Origin of the sequence: Kineosporia mesophila, from assembly GCF_021129235.1 — a bacterium.
GTDB lineage: Bacteria > Actinomycetota > Actinomycetes > Actinomycetales > Kineosporiaceae > Kineosporia > Kineosporia mesophila.
The window spans coordinates 316952-333615 of sequence record NZ_JAJOMA010000004.1 but is presented as its reverse complement, the minus strand read 5'-3'; the positions used below and the strand labels follow the sequence as shown (position 1 = coordinate 333615).

The window sequence follows — 16664 nt, the reverse complement described above, 5'->3', positions numbered from 1 at the left end:
TGCTGTGACCGCTTCCCTGGATCTGCCGGTGGCCGACGCCGCCCTTGCCGAGTCCGTCCGTATCGGCATGGAAACGGTCGAGGCCCGGCTGCGAGAGGCGGTCCAGCAGACCGACCAGCTCGCCGATACGGCCTCCCGTCATCTCGTGGAGGCAGGGGGCAAGCGGGTCCGCCCGATGCTCACCCTGCTGGCCGCACACCTCGGCGACGGAGACCGTCCCGAGGCCGTGCAGGCCGGGGTGGTCGTCGAGCTGACCCACCTGGCCTCGCTGTACCACGACGACGTGATGGACTCCGCCGACCAGCGCCGCGGTGCCGCCGCGGCCCACCTGGTCTGGGGTAACCAGATCGCCATCCTCGTCGGGGACCTGCTCTTCGCCCGCGCCTCCCGCATCGTCGCCGAGCTCGGCCCCGAGGCCGTCGACATCCAGGCCGCCACCTTCGAGCGGTTGTGCCTGGGCCAGATGCACGAGACGGTCGGCCCGTCGCCCACCGACGATCCGATCGCCCACTACCTCCAGGTGCTCGGCGACAAGACCGGCTCGCTCATCGCCACCGCCGGCCGTTTCGGTGCCATGTTCGGCGGCTGCGACGCGCAGACGATCGACATCATGATCCGCTACGGCGAGCTCGTCGGGGTCGCCTTCCAGCTCGCCGACGACGTCATCGACCTCTCCAGCGCCGGCCGGGTCTCCGGCAAGGTGCAGGGCACCGACCTGCGCGAGGGAGTGCCCACCCTGCCCACGCTCCTGGTCCGCCGTGCCGCCGCCGACGGTGACACCGACGCGTCCACCATTGTCGGCATGCTCGACGGTGACCTCTCCGACGACGCCCGGCTGGCCGAGACCATCGAGGCGCTGAACGAGCACAAGGTGATGGACGCCGCTCGCGACGAGTCGGCCCGCTGGGCCCACGACGCCATCAGCACCCTCGACCCGCTGCCGCAGTCCCCGGCCAAGGCCGCCCTGCAGAAGTTCGCGGAAGCCGTGGTCGAGCGCACCCGCTGACTTTTCCTAACCGCGCAGCGACCGTCCTCCGGCGGTCGCTGCGGTGTTTTGCGTGTCATCGCATTTGTATAAAAACCGAACAGTTTGGTATTTTCCTGAATACGCGAACGGCGAAGGGGGAACGACATGACCGCTGAACCCGTGTTCTGGACGGGGTTCACCACTGACAATGGCGTGGTGACGAACCCCTATCAGCCCTTGCCCGAATGGATCATCAATCCAGACGGCTTCACGGTGGAAGAGTTCTTCGAGCTGCCAGATCTCCCCCGTCACACGGAGCTGATTGACGGGAGACTGGTCTTTTTGAGTCCGCAGAGCAATTTTCATGCCGCAGCGATTCAGCTCCTGGAGCACGGCCTCAGTCGAGATCGGCCGGATACCCTGCGCATTCGGATAGATGTCGGTCTCAAGCTCGGTCCGAAGAAGCTCGTGTACCCGGACATCTTGATCCTTCCGGTCGAGGCGGCCGGTGATTTCACGAGGAATGCCTTTGCTCCGGACGACGCGGGCCTGGTCGTAGAGGTGGTGTCGGTGACTTCGGAGGACCACGACCGCAAGCTCAAGGCCCTGCTCTACGCAGCGAGCGGGATCCGTAATTTCTGGCTCGTCGAGAAGGAGGACGGGAAGCCGGTGGTGTACGTCCATGAGCTGGACCCGGCGACCACGTCCTACCGCCTGACCGGCGTGCACCGCGAACGTCTGGTGCTGACGGAGCCCTTCGACATCGACATCGACCTGACCGCGATGGATCGCATCTGAGTTCTCGGGTCGTGGTGCCCGGGGTGGCCCGGGCACCCGACCCGGGCCAGGCGTCCTTTGGTCTCTTGACATCCGGCTGGGCCGCCTGGTGACTCACCCGCCCCTCGGGTAGCGTCACAAGGGTGGGTTCTGCAGTGCCGCCGATTGTGAGGTCCGGGTCATGAGTCGAGCTCCGCGCGAAGATTTCGACGAGAGCGATGTCCAGATCGGGAAGCACAAGGACTACGCCGCCGGCGTTCCCGGTGTCTACCACGCGTTGCAGAAGTCGTACGAGCAGATGGGCGCCACCCGTACCGCCCGCACACTGCTGAAACTGAACCAGAAAGACGGTTTTGACTGCCCGGGCTGCGCCTGGCCGGAGAAAGACCACCGGCACGTGGCGGAGTTCTGCGAGAACGGGGCCAAGGCCGTCGCCGAGGAGGCGACGAAGCGCACGATCGGGGCCGACTTCTTCGCCCGGCACGCCGTCTCCGAGCTCGACCAGAAGACCGACTGGTGGCTGGGGCAGCAGGGCCGGCTCGCCGAGCCGCTGATCAAGCCCGCCGGCCAGGACCACTACGTGCCGATCAGCTGGGACGCCGCGTTCGACCTGATCGCGACCGAGCTGCGAGGGCTGGACAGCCCGGACCGGGCGACCTTCTACACCTCGGGCCGCACGAGTAACGAGGCCGCGTTCGTCTACCAGCTGATGGTGCGGGCGCTGGGCACGAACAATCTGCCCGACTGCTCGAACATGTGCCACGAGTCGTCCGGCTCGGCGCTGACCGAGGCGATCGGCGTGGGCAAGGGCAGCGTGCAGATCGACGACCTCGAGCAGGCCGATCTGATCGTGGTGATGGGCCAGAACCCGGGCACCAACCACCCGCGCATGCTCTCCACGCTGGAGGCGGCCAAGCAGAACGGCGCCGTGATCGTGGCGGTGAACCCGCTGCCCGAGGCCGGCCTGATGAACTTCCACAACCCGCAGACGCCGAAGGGCGTCGTGGGCAGCGGAACGCCGCTGGCCGACGACTTCCTGCAGATCCGGATCGGCGGTGACCAGGCCCTGATGATGGCCGTGGCCCAGATCCTGCTGCAGCACGACGAGGTGCTCGACCACGCGTTCATCGCCGAGCACACCGCCGGGTTCGACGATTACGTCGCTCACATCAAGGGTCTCGACCTGGCCGAGCTGGTCGGGGCGACCGGCCTGACCGAGTCGCAGGTGCGCAGCCTGGCCGACCGGTTCCTGGCCTCGCGCAAGACCATCGTCTGCTGGGCGATGGGCATCACGCAGCACAAGCACTCGGTGCCGACGATCCACGAGATCGTGAACGTGCTGATGCTCCAGGGCAACCTGGGTCGTCCCGGAGCCGGGGTGTGCCCGGTGCGCGGCCACAGCAACGTGCAGGGCGACCGCACCATGGGCATCTTCGAGAAGATGCCCGAGTGGTTCCTCGACAACCTCCAGCAGGAGTTCGGTTTCGAGCCGCCCCGCAAGCACGGCCACGACGTGGTCAACAGCCTGCGGGCCATGCGCGACGGTGAGATCGACGTGTTCATGGCGGTCGGCGGCAACTTCGTCCGGGCCACGCCCGACAGCAACCTGACCGAGGCCGCACTGCGTCAATGCCGTCTCACCGTGCAGGTCTCGACCAAGCTCAACCGCTCACACACGGTCTGCGGCGAGACCGCGCTGATCCTGCCCACACTTGGCCGCACCGACCGCGACCGGCAGTCCTCGGGTGATCAGAAGGTCAGCGTCGAGGACTCGATGAGCCGGGTGCACGGCTCGCGGGGCAACCTCAAGCCCCCGTCCGGCCAGCTGCTCTCCGAGGTGGCGATCGTGACCCGCCTGGCCCGGCGGGCGGTCGGCGACCGGGTGGACGTGCCCTGGGACGACTTCGAGGCCGACTACACCACGATCCGCGACCGGATTTCCCGGGTGGTGCCGGGCTTCGACGACTACGAGACGAAACTGGCCGACCCGAACGGTTTCACGCTGCCGCACGCCACGCGCAGCCGTCGTTTCCCGACCAGGACCGGCCGGGCCAACTTCGCCGCCTGCCCGCTGGAGTACCCGAAGATCCCGCCGGGCCGGCTGCTGCTGCAGACCCTGCGCAGTCACGACCAGTACAACACCACGATCTACGGCCTGGACGACCGCTACCGCGGCATCAAGGACGGTCGCCGGGTGGTGTTCGTGAACGCCGACGACCTACGGACGCTCGGGCTGGCCGACGGGGAGATGGTCGACCTGGTCTCGGAGTGGGTGGACGGGGTGGACCGGCGCGCCGAGAACTTCCGGATCGTGCAGTACGACACGGCAAAGGGTTGCGCGGCGGCGTACTACCCGGAGACGAACGTGCTGGTGCCGCTGGACAGTGTGGCCGACACCAGCAACACGCCGACCTCGAAGTCCGTGATCATCCGCCTCGAAAAGGCCTAGGAGACAGCGACGCGGGCGGCGGCGAGTCGATCGGACCGCTGCCGCCGCGCGTTGAGCAGGCTGTCGGAGGTCAGGAGAACCAGGGCCACCCAGACCAGACCGAAGCCGGCCCAGCGGGAGGCCGGCATGTGCTCGTCCAGCACCAGCACGCCGCAGAGGAACTGCAGTACGGGTGTCAGGTACTGCAGCAGACCCATGGTGGAGAGCGGCACCCGGCTGGCCGCGGAGGCGAAGAACAGCAGGGGCGCGACCGTGACGAAGCCCGTCGACACGAGCAGGAGCGCCTGCCACGGCGGGTTGTCGGCGATGGTGCTGTTGCCCTGGACGCCCAGCACGATCAGCGTGATGATCGTGAACGGCGCCAGCACCAGGTTCTCGGTGCTCAGCCCGGCCAGGGCACTGACCCCGCCGTTGCTGCCGACCTGCTTCTTCAGCAGGCCGTAGGTACCGAAGCTGAGGGCCAGGGAGAGGGCGATCGTGGGCACGTGCCCGTAGTTCACGGTCAGGACGATGCCCGCGACCACGCCCACCGCCACGGCCACCCACTGCATCACGCGTAGTCGCTCACGCAGCACGATGACGCCCAGGGCCACGGTGACCAGCGGGTTCAGGAAGTAGCCGAGCGCGGCCTCGACCACCTGATCGCTGTTGACGGCGTAGATGTAGACGCCCCAGTTGATCGCGATCAGGAACGCGGCCGTGCCCAGGAGCAGCAGCTGACGGCGGTTCCGGAGCACCGCCCGGACTTCCGGCCACGAGCGCAGGGCCGTGAGCAGCGCGACGCAGAGCACCCCGCTGAAGAGAATCCGGTAGGACAGCACCTCGAGCGCCCCGGAATCAGCCAGGAGCCGGAAGTAGAGCGGAAAGATGCCCCACAACAGGTAGCAGGAGAAGCCGTAGATGATGCCTTTACGGGTCTCCGGATTCATCCCACGATTCTAGGGGTGGCCCGGATCACCCGGTGACGGTCCAGGTGTCTTTACCGGCCAGAAGGGCGGCCAGGTCGTCGTCCGTGGCCGGGCCGTTGTTGGCCTCGACCGCGCCGGTCACCTGGGCTCGCACCAGGTCGTCGTAGGCCGGGCGGGCGACCTTGCGGAACACCCCGAGCGGCACGTGCGACAGCGTCGGGTCGTCGAGCCGGGACAGGGCGAACTGGGTGGCCGGATTGGGATTCCCGGCGTCGTGCACCAGCACGTTCGGCAGGCCGGCCGCGTCGATGTCGGCCACCTCGAGCGTGCCGTCGGCCGCCCGCACCACACCCTGGGAACCGTCCACCCCGAAGCGGATCGGCTCGCCGTGCTCCAGCCGGATCAGCCGGGCCTGGGCCTCGTCGCGGTCCTTCAGCACGTCGAAGGCGCCGTCGTTGAAGATCGGGCAGTTCTGGTAGATCTCCACGAGTGCCGAACCGCGATGTTCCACGGCCTGTTTCAGCACCGAGGTGAGGTGTTTGCGGTCTGAGTCAAGGGTGCGGGCGACGAACGTGGCCTCGGCGCCCAGCGCCAGGGACACCGGGTTGAACGGGGTGTCCACCGAGCCGACGGGCGTCGACTTGGTGATCTTGCCGGGTTCGCTGGTGGGGGAGTACTGACCCTTGGTGAGGCCGTAGATGCGGTTGTTGAACAGCAGGATGGTCAGGTTCACGTTGCGGCGCAGCGCGTGGATCAGGTGGTTGCCGCCGATCGAGAGCGCGTCGCCGTCGCCCGTGATCACCCAGACGTTCAGGTCGGGCCGGGCCGTGACCAGGCCGGTCGCGATCGCCGGGGCGCGTCCGTGGATCGAGTGCAGGCCGTAGGTGTCGAGGTAGTACGGGAACCGGGACGAGCAGCCGATGCCCGAGACACAGACCACGTTCTCCCGGCGGATGCCCAGCTCGGGCAGGAAACCCTGCACGGCGGCGAGGATCGCGTAGTCGCCGCAGCCCGGGCACCAGCGCACCTCGGCGTCGGAGGTGAAGTTCTTCCGGGTCTGCTTCGGGTCGTCCGCGGTCAGGTGCGGCACTCCCACCAGGCCGGAGAGAACGCTCGGCATACCGAGTTCCGTGGTCATGTCAGTAACCCTCCTCGATCTGCGTGGCGAGCGACGTGATGGCGGCGGAGATCTCGGCCGAACTGAACGGCAGACCCCGCACCTGGTTGTAGCCGCGCGCGTCCACCAGGTACTTCCCCCGCAGCAGCAGGGAGAGCTGGCCCAGGTTCATCTCCGGGATCAGCACCCGGCGGTAGCGTTTCAGCACGTCACCGGTGTTGGCCGGGAACGGGTTGAGGTGGCGCAGGTGGGCGGTGGCGACGTGGATGCCGGCCTTGCGGGCGTCGCGGGCCCCGGCCGCGATCGGGCCGAAGGTGCTGCCCCAGCCGATCACCAGCACGTCGGCGTCACCGTGCGGGTCGTCGACCGCCAGGTCGGGCACGTCGATGCCGTCGATCTTCGCCTGGCGCAGCCGCACCATCTTGTCGTGGTTGTCCGGGTCGTAGCTGATCTCGCCGGTGCCGTCGGCCTTCTCGATGCCACCGATGCGGTGCTCCAGACCGGCGGTGCCCGGGGGAGCCCAGGGTCGGGCCAGGGTGGCCGGATCACGGTCGTAGGGCCGGAAGGCGGGCGCGCCGGGCTCGGGCTCCGGTGCGAAGTCCACGTGCAGGTCGGGCAGCGATGCCACCGAGGGCAGCTGCCACGGCTCGGAACCGTTGGCCAGGTAGCCGTCCGACAGCAGCAGCACCGGGGTGCGGTAGGTGATGGCCACCCGCACCGCCTCGATCGCCGCGTCGAAGCAGTCGGCGGGCGAGCGCGGCGAGATCACCGGCACCGGCGACTCGCCGTTGCGCCCGTACATGGCCTGGAGCAGGTCGGACTGCTCGGTCTTGGTGGGCAGGCCGGTGGAGGGGCCGCCGCGCTGCACGTCGACGATCACCAGCGGCAGCTCGAGCGACACGGCCAGGCCGATGGTCTCGCTCTTCAGCGCCAGACCGGGCCCGGAGGTGGTGGTCACGCCGATCGCACCGCCGTACGAGGCGCCCAGGGCGGCGCCGATCGCGGAGATCTCGTCTTCGGCCTGGATGGTGGTGACGCCGAACTTCTTCATGCCCGACAGCGCGTGCAGGATGTCGGAGGCCGGGGTGATCGGGTACGAGCCCAGCACCACCGGCAGCCCGGAGCGGTGCCCGGCGGCGACCAGGCCGTAGGCCAGGGCGGTGTTGCCGGTGACGTTGCGGTAGGTGCCGGCCGGGGCCGGGGCCGGGGCGATCTCGTAGGAGACCGCGAAGCCCTCGGTGGTCTCGCCGAACGCCCAGCCGGCCTTGAACGCGGCCAGGTTGGCGGCCAGGATCTCCGGCTTGCGGCCGAACTTCGTCTTCAGGAAACGCTCGGTGCCCTCGGTCGGCCGGTTGTACAGCCAGCAGAGCAGGCCCAGTGCGAACATGTTCTTCGAGCGCTCGGAGTCTTTGCGGCTGAGCCCGAACTCCTTCAGCGCCTCGACCGTCAGGCTGGTCAGCGGCACCGGCTGTACCTGCCACGACTCCAGCGAGCCGTCCTCGACCGGGCTCGCGGTGTACCCGACCTTGGTCAGGTTCCGCTTGGTGAACTCGTCGGTGTTCACGATGATCGTCTTGCCGCGGGGCAGGTCGGACAGGTTGGCCTTGAGCGCGGCCGGGTTCATCGCGACCAGCACGTCGGGTGCGTCGCCGGGGGTGAGCACGTCGTGGTCGGCGAAGTGCAACTGAAAACTGGAGACGCCGGGCAGGGTTCCCTGGGGAGCGCGGATCTCGGCCGGGAAGTTGGGCAGCGTCGCCAGGTCGTTGCCGAGCGAAGCGGTCTCGGCGGTGAACCGGTCGCCGGTCAGCTGCATGCCGTCGCCGGAGTCACCGGCGAAACGGATCACCACACTGTCGATCTGCTCGACCCGTGAGGGGGCCGGGACCACAGCGGTGTCGTCCATGAAGTTCTCCTCAGTCGCACCTGGCTGTACCCGAGTGTCGTTCCACCCCGTGGTTCGCGGGCACCGGGTTCAGTGTCTCGCTGTGGGGCGGGTCGCACGTCATTGAGATTCCCCTGAGTTCGGGTGATCCGCTGATGGCGTCGGTGTACCGGGCACGGACGGGACACAGTGCACCACCTTGCGCCGGGCTCGGCCCGTTGGCTAGTGCCTTCGGCCCTGTGCGGTCACAAGTTGGCCTTGTGACGGGGCTAACCTGGATCACATGCCACTGTCCCCGCGGGTGCCCGAACTCACGGCGCTCGACCTGCTGCTCTCGGTGGCCCGCACCGGCAGTCTGGGCGCCGCGGCGCGGGAGCACCACATCAGCCAGCAGGCCACCAGCGAACGCATCCGCCGTCTCGAGGCCACCCTCGGCGTGCAGGTGCTGCGGCGCAGCCGGCAGGGGTCGACCCTCACCACCGCCGGGGCCCTGGTCGCCGACTGGGCCGGGCAGCTCACCGAACTCGCCGCCGGGCTGGAGGCCAGCGTCGCGGCGTTGCGGGCCGAGCACCACGCCCGTCTGCGCGTGGCCGCCAGCCTGACCGTCGCGGAGTACCTGATGCCGCGCTGGCTGGTCACCCTGCGGCACCAGGTCGAGGCCCGGCACGACGAGCTGTCGGTGCAGCTGACCGCGACCAACTCCGAGGAGGTCGCCGAGCGGGTGCGCGACGGCCGGGCCGGTCTGGGGTTCGTCGAGGGCCCGGCCGCCCCCGACGACCTGGCCTGGCGGGAGATCGGCACGGACTCCCTGGTGCTGGTCGTTCCCGCCGGTCATCCCTGGTCACGGCGTCGGCGCCCGGTCGACGCGGCCGAACTGGCCGCCACGCCGCTGGTCTCCCGGGAGGCCGGGTCCGGCACCCGGCGGGCGCTTGAGGTCGCGCTCGAGGCGGTGGGTCACCAGAGCACCGAGCCGCTGCTGGAGCTGTCCGGTACCGCGGCCGTGCGGGGTGCGGTGCTGGCGGGGGCCGGTCCGGCCATGCTGAGCACGCTGGCGGTGGCCGACGACGTGGCCTCCGGCCGGCTGCGCACGGTCGCCGTCACCGGCCTGGCCCTCGACCGCCGTCTGCTGGCCGTCTGGCCACTGGGCAGCTCACCCCGCGGCCCGGCCTCCGACCTGCTCACCATCGCGCTGCGGGGTCGCAGTCAGAGATAAGAATTGAGGACGCGTATCAGCTCGCGTAGGCGAGCTGATACGCGTCCTGCATTCTGTTCTTGTTAGAGCCTTCCCGCCTCGATGATCCGCCGCAGGAACTGGCGCGTGCGATCCTGCGTCGGCTCCCCGAGAACCTGCTCCGGGGCCCCCCGTTCCAGCACGCGTCCACCATCGAGAAAACACACGTGGTCGGCGACCTGGCGGGCGAAACCCATCTCGTGGGTGGCCACCAGCATGGTCATGCCCTCGGACTTCAGGTCCCGCAGCATCGCCAGCACCTCGCCCACCAGTTCCGGGTCGAGAGCCGACGTGACCTCGTCGAACAGCATCAGCACGGGGTCGTTGACCAGCGACCGGGCGATCGCGACGCGCTGCTGCTGACCACCGGACAGATGGTCGGGATAGGCGTCCGCCCGGTCCTTCAGGCCCACCCGCTCCAGCGTCACCAGCGCCCGCTCGCGCGCCAGTTCGGCCGGGACGCCGTGCACCTTGCGCGGCGCCAGCGTGATGTTGTCCAGCACGGTGAGGTGCGGGAACAGGTTGAACGACTGGAACACGATGCCGATCCTCGAGCGCACCTCGTCGGCGTTCACCCGCGGATCGGTGATGTCCCGGCCCTGCAGCTCGATCACGCCGTCGTCGACGGTCTCCAGCAGGTCGATGCAGCGCAGCAGCGTGGACTTGCCCGAGCCGGAGGCGCCGATCAGCACCACCACGTCGTGCTCGTCCACGTCCAGGCTGAAATCGCGCAGCACCACACTGCGCCCGTAACTCTTGCGCAGGTTCTCGATACCGAGCAGCGCGCTCACAGATGGCCTCCGCCCGGGACGGCCCCGTAACGCCGTGCCGCCCGGTCGGTGAGCCGGGTCAGCGGGATGGTCAGCACCAGGAACAGGGCCCCGGCCACCACGTACGGGGTGAAGTTGAAGCTGGTCGCGGTCTCGATCTGGGCCGCCCGCACCGCGTCGATCGCGGCGCCGAGCACCGAGATCAGGCCCGAGTCCTTGGTCAGCGAGGCCAGGTCGTTCAGCAGTGGCGGCACCACCCGGCGCACGGCCTGCGGCAGCACCACGTACCGCAGGCTCTGCGGTCCGCTCAGGCCCAGCGACCGGGCCGCGGCCCGCTGACTCGGGTGCACCGACTCGATGCCGGCCCGGAACACCTCGGCGACGTACGCCGAGTAGGTCAGCACCAGGGCCACGCACCCCAGCACGATCGGGTCCGTCGGCACCCCGGTCAGGTTCAGCGCGGGAACGCCGAACCCGACCAGCAGCAGCACCAGGATCAGCGGCAGGCCCCGGAAGACGTCCACGTACACCGTCGCCAGTGCCCGCAGCGGCCAGAACACCGGACCCCGCAGCGTTTTCAGTACCGCGAGGGCCATGCCGACGATCAGCACGCACAGGGCGCTGACCGCGAAGACCTGGACGTTGATCCAGAAACCGGCCAGCACGGCCGGGAAGGACTCGACGGCCTTGTCCCAGTTGAAGAACGTGGTGCGGGTGCGTTCCCAGCCGGGGGCCGACACCACGGCCGTGATCAGCGCACCCCCGACGACGAGGGTGCTCAGGCCCGCGATCAGCAGCGATCGCAGACCCTGGCGCTTGCGGTACGCGTCCCGTTCCCGCTGGAGGGCGGACGGGCTCCAGGTGTCCTCGGCAGAACTCACTTCAGCTCAGGCGCCCCGGCCGACTCGGTCAGCCACTGCGTCTCGATCTTGTCCAGCGTGCCGTCCGCGCGCAGGGCATCCACGGCCTGGCTGACGCAGCTGGTCAGCGAGCTGTCCTTGCCCAGCACCAGACCGAACTGCTCCGGCGTGTCGCTGGTGGCGGGCAGCTGGCCCACCACCACACCGTCGTCGAGCTCGGCGGAGGCCAGGTAGAGGGCCGTGGGCAGGTCGACCACCAGGCCGTCGATCTGGCCGTTGTTCAGCGCCAGCTTGGCCTTGTCGTTGTCGTCGAACACCGCCGGCGTCTTGCTCGGGTCGATCTCCGACGTGATGGCGTTGTAGCTGGTGGTGCCCACCTGGGCGCCGAGCTTCAGGTCCTTGAGGCCGGCCAGGCTGGTGACGCTCGCGGCCTTGTTGCCCTTGAGCGCCACGACCGCCTGGGTCACGTCGTAGTAGCCGCTGGAGAAGTCCACGGCCTGCTTGCGCTCGTCGTTGATCGAGAACTGGTTGATGTCGAAGTCGAAGCTCTTCCTGCCCGGCTGCACCGCGGCGGTGAAGGTCACCGTCTCCCACTTCACCTGGTCGTCGGTGTAGCCGAGCTGCTTGGCCACGGCGTAGGCCACGGCCGACTCGAAGCCCTTGCCGTTGGTCGGGTCGTCGTCCTCGAACCAGGGCTCGTAGGCGGGCTTGTCGGTCCCGATGGTCAGGGTGCTCGCGGTCAGCGTGTCCAGGTCGGCAGGTGTGCACGAGGACGCGGAACTGGAGGACGAGGCGCTCGCCCCGTCGTTCGAGTCGGCGGGTGCGCAGGCCGCGACGGCCAGCAGGGCGAGAATTGCGGTGCCGGCGGCGGGCAGTCGGCGGGACATCGATACTCCAAGGTCAGCGCAGGATTCGGCGGTTGAGTGTATAGCTGCGGGTTTGGCCTCGCAGATGCGGTTAACGCATCCGGGTCTGTGGGGCATCGGTTCGCGACCAGGAAATTCACCACGTCATCACGCTGGGGTACCCCTGATGATCAGGAGGGCCCGTGTGTTCTCATGACGGATGGCCGAGGTACGGGAAAATCGTGACGAGAACCGCTTCGAGATCTGGGTCGACGGCGAGCCGGCCGGGTTCACCGAGCACCGCGGGCCCGGCCCGGTGGTGAGCTTCGTGCACACCGAGATCGGCGAGAAGTTCGGTGGTCAGGGTCTGGCCACCCAGCTGATCCGCGCGGCCCTCGACATCGAGCGCGAGCGGGGGTCGAAGATCCTCCCGGTCTGTCCCTTCGTCAAGGCGTTCGTGGAGAAGCACCCGGACTACCTCGAGCTGGTGCCCGCGAACCGGCGCGCGGCGTTCGGTCTGCCGGTCTGAGCCCGCGTTTGTCCCCCGGTTCTGTCGGTGGTGGTCGCTACAGTCGTTCCTCATGGAGGGGCTGGAGACGTACCTGATCGTCGCCACGGTGATCGCGGCCGGGGTGCTGCTGTTCGCCGGGGCGATGGGGGCGGCCCGGGCCCTGCGCCCGCAGGTGTGCTCGGCCGAGAAATCGCTCACCTACGAGAGCGGGGTCGACGCCGAGGGGTCGGGCTGGGCCCAGAGCCAGATCCGCTACTACCTCTACGCGTTCCTCTACCTGATCTTCGCGGTCGACGCGGTGTACCTGTTTCCCTGGGTCACCGTGGTCAAGGATCTCGGCTGGGCCACGCTGGGTGAGATGGGTGTCTTCCTCGGCGTCATCGCCATCGGCCTGATCCACGCCATCCGCCGCGGGGTGCTGCGATGGATCTGACCAGGCCAGGTGGTGGCGCCCGGGGCATCTCGCCCAAGACCGCGCTGCCGATGCCGGTGCTGCGGTCCGAGGTGCCCACCGAGCTCGGCCCGCTGAACGCCGTCGCCCCACACCCCCTGCGGCTGGTGCTGAACTGGGGGCGGCGTTATTCGCTCTGGGTGTTCAACTTCGGCCTGGCCTGCTGCGCCATCGAGTTCATCGCCGCCAGCATGGCCCGCCACGACTTCATCCGGCTGGGCGTGATCCCGTTCGCCAACGGGCCGCGCCAGGCCGACCTGATGGTGGTCTCCGGCACGGTCACCGACAAGATGGCCCCCGCCGTGCGCCGGCTCTGGGAGCAGATGCCCGAGCCGAAATACGCCATCTCGTTCGGCGCCTGCTCCAACTCCGGCGGCCCGTACTGGGATTCGTACTGCGTGACGAAGGGCGTCGACCAGATCATCCCCATCGACGTCTACGTGCCCGGCTGCCCGCCCCGCCCCGAGGCGCTGCTCCAGGGCATCGTGAAGCTGCAGGAGAAGATCGCCACCGAGAACCTCGCCGCGCGCTACGGATCGCGACGGCGTGGGGCGGCGAGCCTGAGCCGCGGTCTGGTCTCGAGGGGCTCCGGCTCGTGACCCCCCGTCTCGCCGAGGGCGACGTACTCGCGACCTGGTTCACGGCCGCACTGCGCAAGGCTGCGGTGGCGGACAGTGCCGACCCGGAGAGCGGGGGCGCCCGGGCAGGCCACGAGGGCGCACCGGTCAGCCGCGGGGCCGATCCGGAAGCCGCGGGGCCGGTCGATCAGAGGGCCGGGGCACCACTGGTCACGGTGAGCGCAGACGCCGCCGGCACCCCGGTGGTCGATGTCCCCGCTGCCGGCTGGGTCGCGGCGGCCACCTGCGCCCGCGACGAACTGGATCTCGACTTCCTCGACTGGCTCTCGGCGGTGGACGAGCCCGACGGCGATCCGGCCGGGCTCGACGTGGTGCTGCACCTGGCCGGTTCCGACTCGTTCGGCTCGTCCGACCGCACGGTGCGCCGCCTGCTGCTGCGTACCCGGGTGCCGAACGCAGACCTGAACCTGCCGAGCCTCACGTCGCTGTGGCCGGGCGTGGCCTGGCACGAGCGCGAGACCCACGAGATGTTCGGCCTGGCCTTCACCGGCTTCTCCGACGGCTCGGGGGCTGGGCTGCGTCCACTGCTGCTGCCCGACGGTTTCGAGGGCACCCCGCTGCGCAAGTCGTTCGTCCTGGCCGCCCGGGCCGCCAAGGCCTGGCCCGGCGCCAAAGACCCAGGCGACTCCGGCACGAAGGTCCCCACCCGCCGCAAGACCCTGCCCCCCGGAGTCCCGGACCCGTCCTGGGGCCCCCATGAACCCGGCGCTCCGCGAGTCGACGCCCCCGAGCCACCACGCCGAGCCCCTCGGGCAGGCATCCCCGAGCGCCCCGCCAGGATCGCCCGGGCGACAAGCCGAGTGGCCAGGCCGACCGAGGCTGCCGATCCGGCCACATCTGTCAGGTCCGGAACGACCACCTCCGCCGATGCGACGGAAGCCTCCACAACCTCCACCGTCTCTGAATCGGCCGGCACCACTGGCCCCGCCGGCTCGTCCGAACCGAACGCATCCAGTCCCCCACCCCCACCCGAGCGCGACGCATGACCCTCGACGCCGGTCTCCTGGCCGAGATGGTGCTGCGCACGCTGGCCGTGCTGGTCGCGTTCCTCACCCTGCCGCTGGTGGTCGGGCAGACCGAGCACAAGGTGATGGCGCACATGCAGGGGCGGCTGGGGCCGATGTATGCCGGGGGTTTCCACGGGTGGGCGCAGCTCGTGGCCGACGGGGTGAAGTTCCTGCAGAAAGAAGACATCGTCCCGGACCGGGCCGACGCGGGCGTGTTCCGGCTGGCGCCCGGGGTGGCGCTGGTGCCCTACCTGGTGGCGATGGCGGTGATCCCGCTGAGCCCGGACTGGGTGGCGGCGGATGTCGACGCCGGGCTGCTGTTCGTGCTGGCGGCGAGCGCCGTCGCGGTGCTGGGCACCCTGATGGCGGGCTGGTCGAGCGGGAACAAGTACGCCCTGCTGGGCTCGATGCGCGCGGCGGCGCAGCTCCTGGCCTACGAGCTGCCGCTGGTGCTGGCGGCGGCGAGCGTGGCGATGGCCGCGGGCACGCTGTCGCTGACGGGCATCGGTGAGGCCTGGCAGTGGTGGTGGCTGTTCTGGCAGGCCCCGGCCCTGATCGTGTTCGTGGTGGCGGGGCTGGCCGAGGTGCAGCGTCCGCCGTTCGACATGCCGATCGCCGACTCCGAGCTGGTGGCCGGTCCCTACACCGAGTACACCGGGCTGCGGTTCGCGTTGTTCCTGCTCAGCGAGTACGCGGGCATCGTGGTGCTGTCCGCGCTGACCGCGGTGCTGTTCCTCGGCGGCTGGCACGGCCCGTTCACCGGCACGCTGGGCCCGCTCTGGACGCTGCTGAAGACCGGGCTGGTGGCGATCGTGGTGATCTGGCTGCGGGTGGCCTGGCCACGACTGCGGGAGGACCAGCTCCAGAGACTGGCCTGGGCGGGGCTCGTGCCCATCGCCCTGGCCCAGCTGGCCCTCACCGCGGTGGTCGTCGTGGTCCGGGGAACCTAGTCCAGGTTCTTCGCGAAGTGGAGCGAGCCTTCCTCGTCCTTGTAGAGACCGAAGCCGGCGTGCGGCTGGTAGCCCGCGCTGCGGTAAAGGGCCACGGCCTCGGGCTGCTTCGTGCCGGTCTCCAGGATCAGGCGGGTGTAGCCCAGGGCCATCGCGCGCAGCTCGGCCGAGGCCAGCAGGCGCCGAGCCAGGCCGTGACGGCGGAACCCGGGGCGCACGTACAGCCGCTTCATCTCCACCGAGCCCTCACCCTCCGCGGGGTTACCACGCAGGCCGACGCAGCCGGCGAGCTCGCCACCGGCCTCGGCGATGGTGAACAGGCCGGTGGGCGGAGCGAATTCGGCCGGGTCGACGGGGGTGTCGTCCGGTCCGCCGTAGCGGACCACGTACTCCTGCTGGACCTCGGCGATCAGGGAGACCGCTTCGGGGCTGTCGAACGGGACGTCGCGGAAGACCAGATCGGTTACGGGGGAGTTGCTCACGGCTCCCATAGTTCCACGGGGTTGCCTTCGGGGTCGTGCACCCGGGCGAAGCGGCCGTTGGGGTAGATCTCCTCGTCGACCTCGACGGCGATGCCGGCCCGCCGCAGCTGGGTCACCATCGCGTCCAGGTCACGGACCCGGAAATTGACCATCCATTGCTGCTGGGGCCGCCCGAAGTGCTCGGCGTCGTCAGCGAAAGCGGCGAAGACGGTCGGCCCGGACTGGGAAATCCAGGGAGCTTCTTCGTACGTCAAAGGCACTGGCGTCACGCCGAGGTGGTCTTCATACCAGGCGGCCAGTCTCTCCGGATCCTTGCTCCGGAAGAACAGTCCCCCGATGCCCGTCACGCGTTCCACAAATGGGAATACTGCCAGAAGGGCCGCGATCGGGCCGCTCGGAGTGGTTGGCGCATTCTGTTCCGAGGCGCCACGGGCGCCTGGAAAAAGACAGAATGCGCAGGTCATGAATGGAATTATCGATCTCGCGAGGTAGCCGGATTTCGTGCTGAATTCGCTGACCACAGGGGTGTGGCGGCACGGATGGCGCACTATCGCTGCACTGTCGATGCCGTTCGGTGGCGCAGGGGTCCGGTTGCGTTCTGGATGATGCGGTCGGACTTTTTTCGTGCGCATGAATTAATGACGAGTGTCGGAGCGGTGGAGGTCGTACGGCGCGCCTCCCGCTTTTGTCATTGGGTGCCTAAATTGGGGACGCGGGCGGCCTCCGGGAGCGGGGCATGAGTGCGGTGGGTGCCCGCCCCCGTGGGTACGAGGGCCCAGGCGCATCACTCCGGGTGATGGCGAGCGGGTGAGCGCCGAA

The 16664-nt window shown here is 69.2% G+C and carries 17 protein-coding genes; 9 read left to right on the top strand and 8 right to left on the bottom strand.

The features are described 5' to 3' along the window. Nucleotides 1-4 precede the first annotated feature (4 nt). From LR393_RS08235 to LR393_RS08225, 3 genes are all read left to right on the top strand, one after another. Nucleotides 5-1006: a polyprenyl synthetase family protein gene (locus tag LR393_RS08235; RefSeq protein ID WP_231482878.1), complete on the top strand. Its 1002-nt coding sequence runs from the start codon at nt 5-7 to the stop codon at nt 1004-1006. A gap of 126 nt (nt 1007-1132) precedes the next feature. Continuing rightward, entirely contained in the window at nt 1133-1765 is a 633-nt protein-coding gene (locus LR393_RS08230; protein WP_231482877.1) for a Uma2 family endonuclease, read from the top strand. A 160-nt stretch (nt 1766-1925) separates the two neighbouring features. Next, nucleotides 1926-4193 (top strand): FdhF/YdeP family oxidoreductase, encoded by a 2268-nt coding sequence (locus tag LR393_RS08225; RefSeq protein ID WP_231482876.1) that lies wholly within the window; start codon nt 1926-1928, stop codon nt 4191-4193. Here LR393_RS08225 and rarD read toward each other — a convergent pair. The 3 genes from rarD to LR393_RS08210 are packed head-to-tail and all read right to left on the bottom strand — an operon-like array spanning nt 4190 to nt 8121. After that, nucleotides 4190-5122, bottom strand: a complete 933-nt coding sequence (gene rarD / locus LR393_RS08220; RefSeq protein WP_231482875.1) for an EamA family transporter RarD — start codon at nt 5120-5122, stop codon at nt 4190-4192. The genes LR393_RS08225 and rarD overlap by 4 nt on opposite strands. A 25-nt stretch (nt 5123-5147) precedes the next feature. Beyond that, nucleotides 5148-6239 carry a 2-oxoacid:ferredoxin oxidoreductase subunit beta gene (locus tag LR393_RS08215; protein WP_231482874.1) on the bottom strand — a complete coding sequence of 364 codons (1092 nt, stop codon included), beginning with the start codon at nt 6237-6239 and terminating at the stop codon, nt 5148-5150. Between the two features lies 1 nt (nt 6240). Beyond that, nucleotides 6241-8121 (bottom strand): 2-oxoacid:acceptor oxidoreductase subunit alpha, encoded by a 1881-nt coding sequence (locus LR393_RS08210; protein ID WP_231482873.1) that lies wholly within the window; start codon nt 8119-8121, stop codon nt 6241-6243. A 262-nt stretch (nt 8122-8383) separates the two neighbouring features. Between LR393_RS08210 and LR393_RS08205 the strand changes: the two genes are divergently transcribed. Then, nucleotides 8384-9313, top strand: a complete 930-nt coding sequence (locus LR393_RS08205) for a LysR family transcriptional regulator (protein WP_231482872.1) — start codon at nt 8384-8386, stop codon at nt 9311-9313. A gap of 62 nt (nt 9314-9375) precedes the next feature. Here the strand turns inward: LR393_RS08205 and LR393_RS08200 are convergent, their stop codons facing one another. The 3 genes from LR393_RS08200 to LR393_RS08190 are packed head-to-tail and all read right to left on the bottom strand — an operon-like array spanning nt 9376 to nt 11848. Further along, on the bottom strand, nt 9376-10122 hold the full coding sequence (locus LR393_RS08200) for an amino acid ABC transporter ATP-binding protein (RefSeq protein ID WP_331282923.1): 747 nt from the start codon (nt 10120-10122) through the stop codon (nt 9376-9378). Beyond that, complete coding sequence (locus LR393_RS08195) at nt 10119-10982, bottom strand: amino acid ABC transporter permease (RefSeq protein WP_231482871.1); 864 nt, start codon at nt 10980-10982, stop codon at nt 10119-10121. Before LR393_RS08195 ends, LR393_RS08200 begins: the two co-directional genes overlap by 4 nt. Continuing rightward, complete coding sequence (locus tag LR393_RS08190) at nt 10979-11848, bottom strand: ABC transporter substrate-binding protein (protein ID WP_231482870.1); 870 nt, start codon at nt 11846-11848, stop codon at nt 10979-10981. The genes LR393_RS08195 and LR393_RS08190 overlap by 4 nt, the downstream gene beginning before the upstream one ends. A gap of 178 nt (nt 11849-12026) precedes the next feature. On the opposite strand from LR393_RS08190, the gene LR393_RS08185 reads away from it, so the two are divergent. Genes LR393_RS08185 through nuoH form a run of 5 tightly spaced genes read left to right on the top strand, consistent with a single transcriptional unit; the run spans nt 12027 to nt 15363 of the window. Beyond that, nucleotides 12027-12335 (top strand): GNAT family N-acetyltransferase, encoded by a 309-nt coding sequence (locus tag LR393_RS08185; RefSeq protein ID WP_231482869.1) that lies wholly within the window; start codon nt 12027-12029, stop codon nt 12333-12335. A gap of 52 nt (nt 12336-12387) precedes the next feature. After that, a complete protein-coding gene (locus LR393_RS08180) occupies nt 12388-12750 on the top strand; it encodes an NADH-quinone oxidoreductase subunit A (protein WP_231482868.1) in 363 nt (120 codons plus the stop codon). Nucleotides 12751-12800: 50 nt separating this feature from the next. Then, entirely contained in the window at nt 12801-13367 is a 567-nt protein-coding gene (locus tag LR393_RS08175; RefSeq protein ID WP_269326897.1) for an NADH-quinone oxidoreductase subunit B, read from the top strand. Then, nucleotides 13364-14392 carry an NADH-quinone oxidoreductase subunit C gene (locus LR393_RS08170; RefSeq protein WP_231482867.1) on the top strand — a complete coding sequence of 343 codons (1029 nt, stop codon included), beginning with the start codon at nt 13364-13366 and terminating at the stop codon, nt 14390-14392. The genes LR393_RS08175 and LR393_RS08170 overlap by 4 nt, the downstream gene beginning before the upstream one ends. After that, the gene (gene nuoH / locus LR393_RS08165; protein WP_231482866.1) at nt 14389-15363 is read left to right on the top strand and encodes an NADH-quinone oxidoreductase subunit NuoH; all 975 of its coding nucleotides are present in this window, start codon (nt 14389-14391) and stop codon (nt 15361-15363) included. The genes LR393_RS08170 and nuoH overlap by 4 nt, the downstream gene beginning before the upstream one ends. Here the strand turns inward: nuoH and LR393_RS08160 are convergent. Both LR393_RS08160 and LR393_RS08155 read right to left on the bottom strand, forming a co-directional pair. Continuing rightward, on the bottom strand, nt 15360-15845 hold the full coding sequence (locus tag LR393_RS08160) for a GNAT family N-acetyltransferase (RefSeq protein WP_231482865.1): 486 nt from the start codon (nt 15843-15845) through the stop codon (nt 15360-15362). The two genes, nuoH and LR393_RS08160, sit on opposite strands and share 4 nt — an antisense overlap. Further along, entirely contained in the window at nt 15842-16309 is a 468-nt protein-coding gene (locus tag LR393_RS08155) for a VOC family protein (RefSeq protein WP_231482864.1), read from the bottom strand. The genes LR393_RS08160 and LR393_RS08155 overlap by 4 nt, the downstream gene beginning before the upstream one ends. Between the last annotated feature and the right edge of the window lie 355 nt (nt 16310-16664).

Excerpts from the sequence above, each read along its gene's own strand:
- LR393_RS08230 (WP_231482877.1), top strand. The coding sequence starts at position 1,133 with ATGACCGCTGAACCCGTGTTCTGGACGGGGTTCACCACTGACAATGGC.
- LR393_RS08215 (WP_231482874.1), bottom strand. The coding sequence starts at position 6,239 with ATGACCACGGAACTCGGTATGCCGAGCGTTCTCTCCGGCCTGGTGGGA.
- LR393_RS08225 (WP_231482876.1), top strand. The coding sequence starts at position 1,926 with ATGAGTCGAGCTCCGCGCGAAGATTTCGACGAGAGCGATGTCCAGATC.
- LR393_RS08205 (WP_231482872.1), top strand. The coding sequence starts at position 8,384 with ATGCCACTGTCCCCGCGGGTGCCCGAACTCACGGCGCTCGACCTGCTG.
- rarD (WP_231482875.1), bottom strand. The coding sequence starts at position 5,122 with ATGAATCCGGAGACCCGTAAAGGCATCATCTACGGCTTCTCCTGCTAC.
- LR393_RS08175 (WP_269326897.1), top strand. The coding sequence starts at position 12,801 with ATGCCGGTGCTGCGGTCCGAGGTGCCCACCGAGCTCGGCCCGCTGAAC.
- LR393_RS08155 (WP_231482864.1), bottom strand. The coding sequence starts at position 16,309 with ATGACCTGCGCATTCTGTCTTTTTCCAGGCGCCCGTGGCGCCTCGGAA.
- LR393_RS08190 (WP_231482870.1), bottom strand. The coding sequence starts at position 11,848 with ATGTCCCGCCGACTGCCCGCCGCCGGCACCGCAATTCTCGCCCTGCTG.
- LR393_RS08210 (WP_231482873.1), bottom strand. The coding sequence starts at position 8,121 with ATGGACGACACCGCTGTGGTCCCGGCCCCCTCACGGGTCGAGCAGATC.
- LR393_RS08180 (WP_231482868.1), top strand. The coding sequence starts at position 12,388 with ATGGAGGGGCTGGAGACGTACCTGATCGTCGCCACGGTGATCGCGGCC.
- LR393_RS08185 (WP_231482869.1), top strand. The coding sequence starts at position 12,027 with ATGGCCGAGGTACGGGAAAATCGTGACGAGAACCGCTTCGAGATCTGG.
- nuoH (WP_231482866.1), top strand. The coding sequence starts at position 14,389 with ATGACCCTCGACGCCGGTCTCCTGGCCGAGATGGTGCTGCGCACGCTG.